Genomic DNA, 12510 nt, shown 5'->3' on the forward strand with positions numbered 1-12510 from the left:
CGACCAAATTCTTTTAAATTAAGATAATCCATACCATACCTGGATGTGAAAGTGAAGTTCTCTAAGAAATCGACAGAAAACCATGGTGAAATTACAGCCTTATACTGTTGGGTATAACTTCTATCTCCATAATAACTTCTTTGAGCAACGGGATTATAACCATTAGAAGTATTCATATTCCAGCTTCCATCAGGCATTTTAACAGGATCTATAGGCAATTGCATATAGGCTTGTGTAATAGGATCTGAAAAATACCCCCCTCCTGCTCCAAGATTAATTTCAGAATAAGAAGCAGTTAAATTCAATCCAAAAGAAATATTTTCAGAAGCCTGATTCTCAAAATTAAAACGTCCTGAATAACGTTTCATGTCTTTTCCAACTACAATTCCTTCGTCTTCGTAGTATCCTCCTGAAAGAAAAAATTTCATATCATCAGACCCACCACTTACTTCAAGATTATAATCTTGTGTTTTACCATTCCTGGTAACCTCATCATACCAATCTGTATCACTACCTTTATCCTCTAAACCCAAAAAGCTGCTTAACAGGTTATCATCCCATTCACTGACATCATCGATCCAACCCGTATTTTTGAACATATGCGCAAGAAAATCAATCCAATTCTCCCGATCTAAATGTCTGTAATTATTTCTACTTGGAATTGAAGAAAATCCACTTTTCGCATTAAAGGTAAACTTTGTATCTCCAACTCTACCATTTTTTGTATCTATTACAATTACACCATTCGCTGCTCTTGCTCCGTAAATTGAAGTAGCAGATGCATCCTTAAGAACAGAAATTGACTCAATATCATGAGGGTTTAAAGAAGCTAAAGGATTGATAGTTTGGTCTTCATCTGAACGCATCCCAAATGCTCCGGTTGACATTGGAACCCCATCAATCACATAAAGAGGTTGTGTCCCTGAATTAAAAGAACCTAATCCTCTAATTAATACTGAATTATAACCACCAGGCTGCCCTGTTTCAGCACTCATGGCCAATCCAGCAACAGAGCCTTGTAAAGACCTAATTGGATCTGCATCAGTTGTTTTAGTAACAACCTCTTGATCAACGGTTGAAGCAGAGCCAGTGAAAGCAACTTTCCGTGTTACTCCATACCCCGTAACTACAACCTCATCAACACCAATTACATCTGGAACCATTTGAACATCAACAGTAGTCCCTTCAATTTCTTTTTCTACTGTTTCCATTCCAATAAAAGAGAAAATTAAATTTTGCGCATCTTCCGGTACTCGAAGCGAGAACTCACCATTAATATCGGTAACAGTACCCAATGTGGTACCCTCAACAACAATCGAGACTCCGGGAATTGGCTCGCCATCCTCAGCAGAGGTAACCGTACCGGTTATTACCCTCGTTTGAGCATTTACTGCCAGGCTTCCCATGAAAAGGAGAATCGTGAAAAATAAAGTGATCTTTTTCATAGAAATAGTTTTAAATTATTAATTAAACAGTTATAAAATTTTATTTTTTATTAATTATGCTTCCTCTTTTTTATTCTTTTACAACATCCCCCAAAGCAAGTAAATAACTCGTATTTTCTATTTTTAAAAAATCAATAATAAATGTTAAAAAACATAAAAACAGGGGCAAATTTATAAAAACAATCGAATTACCCAAAATCTGTAATTAAGGATTGAAATAAAAACAAAAAATGAAAGAACAATAGTCAAAAAAGTTAATAAGAAAAAGCCAGGAGGAGCGATTAATAACCTAATCTATGAAGGGTCATTGTGAAAAAAGAAGAGTGAGTTCCTCCCGGCTATCTTTCTTTTAACTATCGTTACCTAAATTGACAGATTAAAATCTCCTTATTAAAAGCATGAAAGCTTCGGTTTTTTTTTTCATAAAAACAGTTTTAAATTAGCAATTAAACAGAAAGTATTTTCTTCAAAAAATATTAAAATCCCCCAAACTCAGTTCTTCTGATTTCAACTTATATTTTTTACATTTCTCCCAAAATAAACTTGTAATTTGAATTAACTAAATGTTAAAAAACATTAATCACAAATTTTAAAAAAAGAATTGAATAAAAAAACGAATGTCCCAATTTTTTTTATCCAAATAAACAAATTACTGAATACAAATATCGAGGATTCAAACTTGAAGTTATGGAAAGAGTTATAAAATTCTTTTCAAATTGATTAGTTTATCAACTAAATAAACCAAATTCCTGTTCTGCTTAATAAATTTTATTTTTTGTTCATCATTTTGTTTGCCGGCAATGTAAAAAACTGCGTCAATTCCAAAATCAGTGGCTCCTTTAATATCCACTTCCCAGTCATCGCCCACCATCAAACTTTTGTTTTTGGGGGCATTGGACGACTTCGCCGCATATTCAAATATTTGCCGGTGTGGTTTGGGCGACTGGATATCTTCTGAAATGAATACTTTGTTAAAATACTTTGCCAACCCGGTGACTTCAAGTTTTTTAAACTGCACTTCGCGAAAACCATTTGTTATTATCAATAACGAATATCCTTTCACCGTTAAATATTCAAGCAACTCAATTGCACCTTCAACCAGCTTTTTCTGTTTCGGCATTTCGTTCAGGTAAAGCGAGTTCATTTCACCGGCATCAACCCCGCTGACATTCAACTCATGGAATGTTTTCTGAAAACGTTGCCGCACAAGCTCTTTTTTTACAACCTTTTTATTTCTGTACGCTTCCCAAAGCTCATGATTATATTTTGAGTAGGTGTTAAAAAAAAGAGTGAAGTCTGTGCTTTCATTCAGCTCCGGAAACTTCTGAAATGCCGCGTGAAGCGCATGAAATGAATTGGTGTGAAAATCCCAAAGGGTATTGTCGAGATCGAAAAAAATATGAGAGTACCTTTTTTTACTCATTTTCCCCTTTTTTGGGCAGGCCTTCCACAACAATCACAATTTCTCCTTTCGGTGGGTTTTCGGTATAATAGTCAGCGAGTTCTGTCAAGGAACCTCTTTTAACTTCTTCGAATAATTTTGAAAGTTCGCGGCAAACACATGCATTTCGATCGTTCCCAAAATGTTCAGCCAAATGTGTCAATGTTTTCACCAGCCGGAAAGGCGATTCGTAAAACACCATCGTGCGCACCTCTTCGGCAAGTTGCTGAAGGCGTTTTTGCCGGCCTTTTTTACGTGGCAAAAAACCCTCGAACACGAACCTGTCGGTGGGAAGTCCCGAAACAGCAAGTGCCGGTATAAGCGCGGTTGCCCCCGGGAGGCACTCCACTTCAATTTCGTTTTTTACACACTCACGAACAAGCAAAAACCCGGGATCGGAAATAGCCGGCGTTCCTGCATCCGAAATCAGTGCAACTGTTTTTCCTTCGGTTATTTTAGTTACAATTGAACCGGCAATTTTGTGTTCATTAAATTTATGGTGGGAGGTTGCTTTTTTCTCAATCCCCAGATGGTTCAACAATTTGGAAGAAGTCCGTGTATCTTCAGCCAAAATCAGGTCGGCTTCTTTTAACACGGTTATGGCGCGCAGGGTAATGTCGTCAAGATTACCAATGGGCGTTGGAACCAATATCAGTTTTCCCGGTTCATCCATTTTGAAACCTGCGTTTTACAAGGTTCACAAATTTGAGGCTGGTTTCGTTCTTTTTCCATTTAAAATTTTTGCGCAAGTAATCCACCGCTTCTTTAATATTCTGCATCGAATCGAGTGTTTTCACCGTTTCCAGAAATTTATCACTGTCGCCGTCGAACAGCTCACGGATGTACTGAAACCGATCGTTGATTCCAATGGTGGACCGAATGCTACTCACCGGCCGGTTCGATAATTTATACTCCAGCTTATTCTGGTCGGTAATAATATCGTTCACTGATTTCCCTTTCAAAAAGCTATCGCCCAGACGTGAATTGGCCTCTGTCCTTTCGTTATCTTCCTCCAGCATATCATCATCTTTTTCTTCCTGCTCTACATCATCTTCCCGGTGGGTTTCTCCCGTTGCTGGCATTTCCTGATTTTCAGGCCCGGATTCAGGTTCTTTTTTTTCTCTTTCCTGAATACCTTCTGAAGTTGGCCTTCCCTGATTTATTTCCCGATGCCCGGCTTCTTCCCCTTCTTCGGCTTTTTCCTGTCTCGGCAATTCATCTTTTTGAACCGAAGCAGCTTCAATTGTTTGCTGAACTTTCTCAACCTTTTTCTGCTCAGCATCGGAGAGTGGCTCAGAACTATTCTTTTGCATTTTTGCTTCAAAAAGTTGCATCAGTTGCAGTAATCCTTTGGCACGGGAATGAACAAACTCCATTTCGAGTGAGTCGATGTTTTCCTGCGATTTCAGTTCGGCAATTAACTCCTCGAGTTCGCTCATGTCTTTCAACAAAATTTTTATGAGTTTTTTATCTTCCATTCTTTGCCGGGCTATATTTTTAAAGTTTAATTTTGTAAAAGTACAAATTTAAATTTCTTATTGAACAGAGGCTGCATGTTTATTGAAAGGGATGTAAACAGCCCAAAAAAGCTGGGCGCAATTGAGGTAGTGACGGGTTCCATGTTTTCGGGAAAAACCGAAGAACTGATACGCCGTTTGAAACGGGCGAAATTTGCCCGGCAAAAAGTGGAAATCTACAAACCGGCCATGGAAACCCGCTACTCGGAAGACGAAGTGGTTTCGCATGACGAAAACGCCATTCGCTCATCTCCGGTTGATAATTCATCAAATATTTTACTGCTCTCGGGCAACGTGGATGTTATTGGCATCGACGAAGCCCAGTTTTTCGATAAAGGGCTGGTTGAAGTGGTGGTGAAACTGGCCAACATGGGGATTCGGGTGATTGTTGCCGGGTTAGACATGGATTTTAAAGGGCTGCCCTTTGGCCCCATGCCCGGCTTAATGGCAGTGGCCGATCATGTTACCAAAGTGCACGCCATTTGCGTGAGATGCGGAAGTATTGCCCAGTTTTCGCACCGCCTCTCGGAACAGGAACAGGTTGTGTTGCTGGGTGAAAAAGAAGCTTACGAACCACTTTGCCGCAGCTGTTACACTAAAGCTATCAAAAGCCCCTCCAAACCTCCCCAAAAGGGAGGCTAAAAAAGGATTTTAATTCATGATCATAACAAATTCCATACTGGAAATTTCACAAATAATTGAGGGAAAACTATTTGCTCCTTCTGATTTTAGTGATTGGAGGATTGAGCAAATTATAACCGACAGTCGCACATATTTTGGTGGCAAAAATGCCTTGTTTTTTGCATTGGTTGGCCCCCGAAACAACGGGCACCATTTCATTCCGGATCTTATAAAAAAAGGAGTTGCTGCTTTTATTGTTTCAGAAAAGAAATTCATTACCGGAGACGCAGCCTTTATTTTAGTTGAAAACACCACCAGCGCGCTGCAAAAACTGGCGGCTTTTCACCGTGCCCGGTTTCATTATCCTGTAGTTGGGGTTACCGGCAGCAACGGAAAAACCATTGTAAAAGAGTGGTTGCACGAAGTACTTTCCGGCCAGCTTAAAATAGTTCGCAGCCCCAAAAGTTACAATTCGCAGGTAGGTGTCCCGCTTTCTGTTTTGTTAATGGACAACCACTACGACCTGGCCATTTTTGAAGCGGGAATTTCGCAACCCGGAGAAATGGCTAAACTTCAGCCCATAATAAATCCTGATGTGGGGATTTTAACCAATATTGGCGATGCACATCAGGAAAACTTCAAATCGAAGAAGCAAAAACTACTGGAAAAGCTGCAGTTGTTTAAATCGGCAAATCAACTCGTTTTTAGTATCGATAATGCCCTGGTGGAAAAAGAAACCCAAAACTTTTGTATTGAAAACTCAATTAAACAAGTAAGCTGGTCGCTTCAGAATAAAAATGCGCTGCTCAAATTTAAGCATCAAACCATTGACGGCAAGTCTAACCTATCGGTTGTTTATAATGATGAAAAGTTTGAAATTACCGTTCCTTTTACCGACGAATCATCCATCGAAAATGTTTGCCATTGTTTTGCTGCAACATTGTTGCTGGTGAAAAATGCAGGCAAAACGGTAAATGCTTATACAAAGCTGGCCCCGCTGGCTATGCGCCTCGAGATAAAAAAAGGGGTGAACAACTGCCTGCTTATCAACGACTACTACAATTCCGACCTCACTTCATTTTCGATAGCACTCTCGGTTTTGCACCAGCAGGCCAAAAAAGGGCATTTAAAAAAAATGGTGATTTTATCCGATATTCAACAAACCGGAATTCCGCAAAAAAAACTGTATCGGCAAGTCAATCAGTTGTTAGTGCAATGGCAAATTGATGAGATTGTTGGCATTGGCCCTGAAATTAAGGCCCACTCAAATGAATTCACGCTTCAAAAAAGCTTTTACCCGGCAACCGGAACTTTCATTAAACGCCGCTACAAAAATCAGTTTAACAATGCTGTTATATTAATAAAAGGTGCCCGCAGTTTTACATTCGAAAAAATATCTGCGCTGTTACAGCAAAAAGCCCATCAAACGGTTTTGGAAATTGATTTGAATGCACTGGAAAACAACCTGAATGTTTTTCGTGGCCTGCTGCGCCCCGAAACCAAAATTATGGTAATGGTGAAAGCATTTTCGTATGGCACCGGCGATGTGGAAATTGCCCAACTACTACAATACCAAAATATTGATTACCTGGCAGTTGCGGTTGCCGACGAGGGTGTTGAACTCAGGAATGCAGGCATACAAACGCCAATTATTGTTATGAACCCTGAACAGCATAGTTTTCAGAATATAATTGACTACCGGCTGGAGCCCAATATTTACGGAGAAGAGGTTTTGCTGGATTTTAAAAAAACTGTTTTGCAGAACGCATTAAGCCATTATCCTGTTCACCTTAAAATTGACACCGGGATGAACCGGCTGGGATTTAAAACCAGGCAGGAAATCAAAAATATAGTTTCAGAAATTTCATCCGGCAACCTGCTGAAAATTAAGTCTGTATTTTCACACCTCGCAGCAAGCGACAATCCGGATTTCGACACGTTTACACAAGAGCAATTCAATTGTTTTGAAATACTTTCAGAAAAAATAACCCGGGCATTTCCGTATAAAATTGACCGACACATTCTGAATTCTGCAGGAATTGAGCGTTTCCCCAACAAGCAAATGGAAATGGTGAGACTCGGAATTGGATTGTATGGAATTTCGGCAACCGGATTACCGTTACAAAATATCAGTACGTTTAAAAGCACCGTTTCGCAGGTTAAAAAAGTTAGCCCTGGTGAAACCATTGGTTACGGAAGAAAAGGAAAAATTGACCGCGAAAGCGAAATTGCCATTGTACCTGTTGGCTATGCCGACGGGCTCGACCGCAAATTAGGCAACGGTACCGGGCAGGCCTGGGTACACGGGCAGCGGGTTCCAATTACGGGCTCTATCTGTATGGACATGCTCATGCTCGATGTCACGGGTAAAAATGTTTCGGCGGGTGATGAAGTGGAGTTTTTCGGACCTCACATCACGGTTTCTGAGGTGGCAGAAAAAGCAGGTACCATTCCTTATGAAATACTGACCGGGATTTCGCAACGCGTGAAAAGGGTGTACCTGTTCGAATAAATCTTATCCTAATTTACTCACGCGTTCCAGGCGATGCGAATTCAGAATTTTTATTTTGCGCCCGTCGATGGCAATCATCTGCTCGTTGGCAAAAGTGGAAAGTGTGCGAATGGCATTCGAGGTCGTCATGTTCGACAAGTTGGCAATATCTTCGCGCGAGAGGTAAACTTTAAGGGTCGTTCCGTCGTGCTCAAATCCGTATTTATCTTTCAACAGCAGTAATGACTCAGCTAATCTTCCGCGAATATGTTTCTGTGTTAATGTTACTGTACGTGAGTTGGAAAAGCCCAGCTCCCTGGATAATTTCTGTATGAGGTAATACGAAAACGAACTGTTTTTGAGCGCTCTGTTCAAAACAAAATCGGGACTTACAGTGCAAATCATCGACTCTTCCAGCGTGACTGCCGATGCAATGTGGTTTTCTTCGGCAAACAAGGCACGGTACCCGATTATGCCAAGCGGTTTGGCCATGCGAATAATTTGCTCGCGACCCCCAACGCCTTCTTTAAAGATTTTAACTTTACCAAAAACCAGCATCATAAACCCGGTTGGTTTGTCCCCCTCTTTAAAAACAAATTCATTTTTTTTATAATGAGCCAACGAGATATGCTGTTCCAATTCCTCTTTTTCTTCCTGGTTTAACAGGTGAAAAATTGATTTTGGATTATCCAGAATATCTTGTATCCCCAACTCAGAATTTAACATATATCAGTCAATAACATGTTTTAGAGCATCAAAGTTATAAATTTTAGGAAAATTGTCCCTTATTTTTGCTTTTATTTTATGCAAGTAGCTGACATGCTCCTTTAAAACCATAAAATATACCTCTTGCCCCCTCAAAACGTTTTTCATTTAAAGAACAAAAAGAGTGGGGATTTGGCGCGATAATGAATCCGCTGCGGCTTTGCCTGATAGGCGGAAATATGGGCCCGATTTATTTGTGATTTGCGAAATACCGGGAAAAGAGGAAACGATTTCCAGGATTAAAAAAGGTATTGAAGATATAGGATAAATCCTGTAAAAGAAAACTTCACAACAAATGAAGTCCTCCTTTTTTAAACGACCATTTTGTTCACCGGAAAATCTTCTCTTACCAGCCCGTATTCCAATTGAATCACACGGCTTCCGTAATTCGCATATTTTTCATTGCGCGTTACCTGGGTGATGGCCATTCCCTCTTTGTTTAGTTTTTTCAGCAGATTCATTATCATTTCACCCTGTTCCGAATGCAAATTCCCGGTAGGTTCGTCGGCAAGCAACAGTTTCGGGCTGCCTATAATGGCACGTGTAATGGCCACCCACTTAACAAAGTCTTTGTTCAGCATGGTTAATATTTCGAAAACTTTTACACGGTTTACTTTACGGATGCCGATTTGGGAATATCGACCCCCTGGGTAATATGTCTTCATTTTTTTGTAATTTTGACTAAAAATTAATAGCCATGTTATTTAATGAGAGAATAACACTTGAACCCGGGAAACGAAGTGGAAAACCTTGTATAAGGGGCATGCGGGTAACCGTGGCTGATGTTCTGGGGTATTTGGCATCCGGGATGAGTTTTGAAGAAATCCTCGATGATTTCCCCTACCTTGAGCGTGAAGACATCCTTGCATGTTTAAGTTATGCCGCAAATAAGGAAAAAATTGAACTCAGTGCATAATGAGGTTACTATTCGACCAAACCCTTTCACCAAAATCGATGCTCAGCGATGAACTGGTAACCGAAATTAACGGGGTTATCGTGGAATTTGGTTACGGGGAAGTGTTTAAAAAAAGGGAAAATGCACCCCAGCGTAGAGTTAGGCAAGAAACTTGCAATAACCACCGACCAGTATGGGTTAATTGTTGATTACCAGATAATGGAAGCAGAACAAGACAGGGATATTGTTGTGAAACTGGCCGACAGGTTGCTTAACCACTACAAGATTGCTTCATGGAGTTTTGACAAGGGATTTTGGCTGAAAACAAACAAAGAACTTCTGGAACTGGAAGTACCACAGGTAATTATGCCAAAACTGGGGAGGCGCAACAAAGAAGAGGAAACCCTGGAGCACAGCCCCTCCTTTAAGCGGTTGAAAAACAAGCACAGCGCTATTGAATCAAATATTAATGAATTAGAAAACAGGGGGTTGGACCGTTGTCCCGAACGAGGCTACCATCATTTCCAAAGGTACACCGGGTTGGGCGTAGCGGCCTATAACCTGGGAAAAAATTGCTTGAACAGCAGCGGGAAGAATTGAAAAAAGCACGGGAAAAGTTGCGACAGGCTGCGTAAAACTATCAATCAAGCCAATTTTTGAACCCCAAAATGAAAATTTACGGGATGAAAATGCTCGAAAAATCAGAAAATAGTAAAAAAGTTAACTTTGGGAGGTTACCTAACCCATTTTGGGAGGTTACCTAACCCATAAATAACCTGTTCATAAAATAAAAAACACGGAAAAACAAAAAAACTACCCGCACTTATGGGTTGCTTTCTTAAACTTTTTTGAAATGAGTGAGTTTTCTTAGAGGCACTAACTAAACCAACAAAAAATGAACAAATGCTAATCTACCCATTATCTGAAAGAATATTTTTAAACATTCATTATTCATTGTAATCTTTGTTACTATTATAAAATACAGTGTCAAAAATGAACTGCAAATAAAATTACATCCCAAAAGGCTGTCTGTCAGAGTAAAGATGAAGCATCAGAAAAAATAAAAATTTAAACACAGGAATAATTCTACCCATTAATTGTAGAGCTAAATACTCATTATGGGGAATTGATCTGCAATTTTACCAACTCTGTTAACTATAAAATTTATTTTATTTAAAAAGTATTTGAATATCGCCTGTTGAAAAATAAACTAAAAAATTCCTTTATAAGTGTCGCAATTAATTAATTTTTAAACGGTTGGATGTATTTCCTTAAAATAATGACTGTCCCAAAAACAAATTATTTCATCAATCTTTCAGTGAATAAAACTTTCGTATGGCACAATATTGTCATAAATTCACTAAATTTATTAAATAAATAAAAATAATTATTATGAAAATTGCAGGAGCGGTTTTATCAATTTTGGGAATTATTGGGGTGGTTTATTTTGGAATACAGGCAATGAATGAATCGGAAAATTTCAGCGTTTTGGGTGCCGAAGTTGCGGTAAGCACAGCCAACTGGACACCCGTAATTGTTAGCGGAGTAGTTTTGGTAGTGGGAGTAATTTTATTGATTGTAAGGAAAAAATAATACGATTTTCCACATTTTCTGTCCCCCGTCCTTTCAATTAGTGTTATCTAATAAATCATTGATTTACAGATAAATTATTTTGCAAACAGTGTGTATTTTTTTCACACAATGCCCCAGTTTTTCGCCACATTTACTCATGTTGTGGAATTCAATTTTTTCTGAAAATCAGCGATTTAAGCCTCATGTAAATATTTTGGCATAAAATTCTCATCTTATTATTCAGGAACAAATTGTTAAATAATTTAAAATAAAATTGTTATGAATGAATTACTTATAAAAGGAAACTGGAATGAGATAAAAGGTAAGTTGAAACAAAAATACAGTGATCTTACCGATGATGATTTAATTTATGCCGAAGGAAAAGAAGACGAACTTTTGGGCCGGCTTCAGAAAAAAACCGGAAAAACCAAAGAGGAGTTAAAAAAAGAAATCAATAAGCTATAAAGAACGCTATGAGAGGTTTATTGTACATCATTGCCATCATCCTGATTATAGGATGGCTTTTGGGTTTCTTTGTATTTTCACTTGGTCACTTGATTCATATACTCTTAATCACTATCAACCGACAAAAACTAAATTTCTGTCGATTTTATTTTTATGTTATTCAAATTCAATTGTTTACAAGCTGGTTTTCTGTTTTTTTAAAACCTACCGCCCCATTAAAAGAGGGACCTTTGTACGGTTGCAGGGCTCTTGTTACGGCTAGTCCTGCGCTTGGCGTAGGCACGCCTGCCTTCGGTTACTACCCACATCAAGTCTAAATGACTTATCAAGTGTATCCGAATAAGTGCCGCTACAGTCGAAAATGCTTTTTTGCTTTTCGATAATACCCTGATTACATTGAGCAGCAAGTGGGCTATGAGCGTACACCAAATCTGCGTTTTTATGCCATTCTCCGTATCCGAATAGAAAAAATGCAACTGAAAATTCTGTTTCAGTTTTTTAAAAGTCGTTTCTATCGTCAATCGGTATTTGTAAATCAGGGCGACTTCTTCCGCCGTTATATCCCAATTGTTAGTGATGAATTTGTATTTTCGCCCCTGTTCGTCCCGGTAATAAACCAATCGCAGGCAAAGTGTTTTTTCCTGTTTCTCTTTTTTATATTTCAGGTGAATATGTTCAACCCTGTACACGCCATATTCATCTTTTTTTAGTGGTTTGTCAAAAATTACATCCTGAACTTCGGCCCTCGCATTATCTTTCAACCGGCAGACAAAATAGACTTCTTCCTCTGTCCACTCTGCAAATTGCAGGTAATAGTTGTAGGCTTTGTCGAAGACCAACATGCTGCCTTTTGACGGGTTCAGATGCTGTAAAAACTTCTTGTCGTGCATTTTTGCCTCGCTGATTTTGGCAAACACTGCCGTGTCGGCGTGTACATCGGTCAGCATGTGTACTTTCAAGCCCCCCTTTTTCTTGCCATCGCCTTTCGGATTACGGCCTACGCCTTTCATCACGTCCGAAAACAGCGTTATGGTGGTTGAATCGAAGGCATAAAACTTCTCAAAACTTACCTTTTCCTTTCGGCTGACCGACTAAATTCTTTGTTATATCTTTGCCCATGTTGCAGTTTTTTTGTAGCAAAACAAACTTACAACATTGGGGCGAAACCTTGCGGAAGTAGCCCCATTTTTACTGAAATTTTAACCGGTCAGTAGTGATTTTCCGTATTATATTTATTTCCTTTATTTCTGTTTTTAGTTCTCAGTTTTTCTAAAATTGGCTACAAAGTTAGGGGTGAA

13 protein-coding genes and 1 pseudogene are annotated in these 12510 nt (G+C 39.1%); 7 read left to right on the top strand and 7 right to left on the bottom strand.

The window, feature by feature from the left end; translation table 11 throughout:
* The 4 genes from ACTCNA_RS08355 to ACTCNA_RS08370 form a co-directional block, all read right to left on the bottom strand.
* A partial coding sequence (locus ACTCNA_RS08355) for a SusC/RagA family TonB-linked outer membrane protein (protein ID WP_462947449.1) occupies positions 1 to 1445 on the bottom strand: 1445 nt, incomplete at its 3' end.
* Between the two features lie 697 nt (positions 1446 to 2142).
* Positions 2143 to 2868 (bottom strand): YjjG family noncanonical pyrimidine nucleotidase, encoded by a 726-nt coding sequence (locus ACTCNA_RS08360; protein WP_462947450.1) that lies wholly within the window; start codon positions 2866 to 2868, stop codon positions 2143 to 2145.
* On the bottom strand, positions 2861 to 3559 hold the full coding sequence (rsmI, locus tag ACTCNA_RS08365; protein ID WP_462947451.1) for a 16S rRNA (cytidine(1402)-2'-O)-methyltransferase: 699 nt from the start codon (positions 3557 to 3559) through the stop codon (positions 2861 to 2863). Before rsmI ends, ACTCNA_RS08360 begins: the two co-directional genes overlap by 8 nt.
* Positions 3552 to 4364, bottom strand: coding sequence for a hypothetical protein (locus ACTCNA_RS08370; protein ID WP_462947452.1), 813 nt, complete (start codon positions 4362 to 4364; stop codon positions 3552 to 3554). Before ACTCNA_RS08370 ends, rsmI begins: the two co-directional genes overlap by 8 nt.
* Before the next feature lie 75 nt (positions 4365 to 4439).
* Between ACTCNA_RS08370 and ACTCNA_RS08375 the strand changes: the two genes are divergently transcribed.
* Both ACTCNA_RS08375 and ACTCNA_RS08380 read left to right on the top strand, forming a co-directional pair.
* Positions 4440 to 5045 carry a thymidine kinase gene (locus tag ACTCNA_RS08375; RefSeq protein WP_462947453.1) on the top strand — a complete coding sequence of 202 codons (606 nt, stop codon included), beginning with the start codon at positions 4440 to 4442 and terminating at the stop codon, positions 5043 to 5045.
* A gap of 16 nt (positions 5046 to 5061) precedes the next feature.
* Complete coding sequence (locus ACTCNA_RS08380; RefSeq protein ID WP_462947454.1) at positions 5062 to 7536, top strand: bifunctional UDP-N-acetylmuramoyl-tripeptide:D-alanyl-D-alanine ligase/alanine racemase; 2475 nt, start codon at positions 5062 to 5064, stop codon at positions 7534 to 7536.
* Positions 7537 to 7539: 3 nt separating this feature from the next.
* Here ACTCNA_RS08380 and ACTCNA_RS08385 read toward each other — a convergent pair whose 3' ends face one another.
* Together ACTCNA_RS08385 and ACTCNA_RS08390 are read right to left on the bottom strand one after the other, a co-directional pair.
* Complete coding sequence (locus ACTCNA_RS08385) at positions 7540 to 8226, bottom strand: Crp/Fnr family transcriptional regulator (protein WP_462947455.1); 687 nt, start codon at positions 8224 to 8226, stop codon at positions 7540 to 7542.
* 365 nt (positions 8227 to 8591) lie between these two features.
* Positions 8592 to 8945 carry a hypothetical protein gene (locus ACTCNA_RS08390; RefSeq protein WP_462947456.1) on the bottom strand — a complete coding sequence of 118 codons (354 nt, stop codon included), beginning with the start codon at positions 8943 to 8945 and terminating at the stop codon, positions 8592 to 8594.
* Positions 8946 to 8977: 32 nt separating this feature from the next.
* Between ACTCNA_RS08390 and ACTCNA_RS08395 the strand changes: the two genes are divergently transcribed.
* The 5 genes from ACTCNA_RS08395 (at position 8978) to ACTCNA_RS08415 (ending at position 11529) form a co-directional block, all read left to right on the top strand.
* On the top strand, positions 8978 to 9196 hold the full coding sequence (locus ACTCNA_RS08395) for a DUF433 domain-containing protein (protein WP_462947457.1): 219 nt from the start codon (positions 8978 to 8980) through the stop codon (positions 9194 to 9196).
* A gap of 120 nt (positions 9197 to 9316) precedes the next feature.
* Entirely contained in the window at positions 9317 to 9775 is a 459-nt protein-coding gene (locus tag ACTCNA_RS08400; protein WP_462947458.1) for a transposase, read from the top strand.
* A 792-nt stretch (positions 9776 to 10567) separates the two neighbouring features.
* Positions 10568 to 10768, top strand: a complete 201-nt coding sequence (locus ACTCNA_RS08405; protein WP_462947459.1) for a transglycosylase — start codon at positions 10568 to 10570, stop codon at positions 10766 to 10768.
* 258 nt (positions 10769 to 11026) lie between these two features.
* A complete protein-coding gene (locus tag ACTCNA_RS08410; RefSeq protein WP_462947460.1) occupies positions 11027 to 11212 on the top strand; it encodes a CsbD family protein in 186 nt (61 codons plus the stop codon).
* Between the two features lie 8 nt (positions 11213 to 11220).
* Entirely contained in the window at positions 11221 to 11529 is a 309-nt protein-coding gene (locus ACTCNA_RS08415; RefSeq protein ID WP_462947461.1) for a lmo0937 family membrane protein, read from the top strand.
* Here the strand turns inward: ACTCNA_RS08415 and ACTCNA_RS08420 are convergent.
* Positions 11428 to 12267, bottom strand: a pseudogene (locus tag ACTCNA_RS08420) (IS4 family transposase); the annotation flags it as partial. The gene ACTCNA_RS08415 and the pseudogene ACTCNA_RS08420 overlap by 102 nt on opposite strands.
* Positions 12268 to 12510 lie beyond the last annotated feature (243 nt).

It is taken from the genome of Tangfeifania sp., assembly GCF_055108615.1.